The 550-nt window shown below is 71.6% G+C and carries 1 protein-coding gene; it reads left to right on the top strand.

Translation table 11 applies throughout. The features are described 5' to 3' along the window. Positions 1 to 550: ABC transporter ATP-binding protein (locus tag KUM32_RS41005; RefSeq protein ID WP_217146742.1), on the top strand; the 550-nt coding region annotated here is incomplete at both ends.

Raw genomic sequence — 550 nt, 5'->3', positions numbered from 1 at the left:
AGTCCACGCTGATGAACATCCTGGCCGGCCTGGACGTGCCCACGGCCGGCGCGGCCTCGGTGGCCGGCAGCGACCTGCTGAACATGGACGCGAAGGCCCGGCTACGCTACCGCCGCGACATCGTCGGCTTCGTCTGGCAGCAGACCGCCCGCAACCTGCTCCCGTACCTGACCACCATCCAGAACGTGCTCCTCCCCATGCAGTTGCGGGGCCGCGGCCGGCAGCGCGCGGCGCGCCTGAAGCACGCCGACGACCTGCTCCGGATGCTGCGGATCGACCACTGCCGGGACAAGCGCCCGCAGCAGATGTCCGGCGGCGAGCAGCAGCGCGCCGCCATCGCCGTGGCGCTCGCCAACACCCCCTCCGTACTCCTGGCCGACGAGCCCACCGGCGAGCTGGACTCGGCCACCGGCGAGGAGATCTTCGCCGCCTTCCGCACGGCCAACGCCGAACTCGGCACCACCATCGTGATCGTGACGCACGACCAGACCGTGGCCAGCGAGGTCCGCCGAACGGTCGCCATCCGCGACGGCCGCACTTCCTCGGAGGT

It is taken from the genome of Streptomyces sp. AC627_RSS907 (assembly GCF_019049165.1).
Note: the sequence above shows the minus strand (reverse complement) of the source record. Positions and strands in the feature narration are given on the sequence as shown.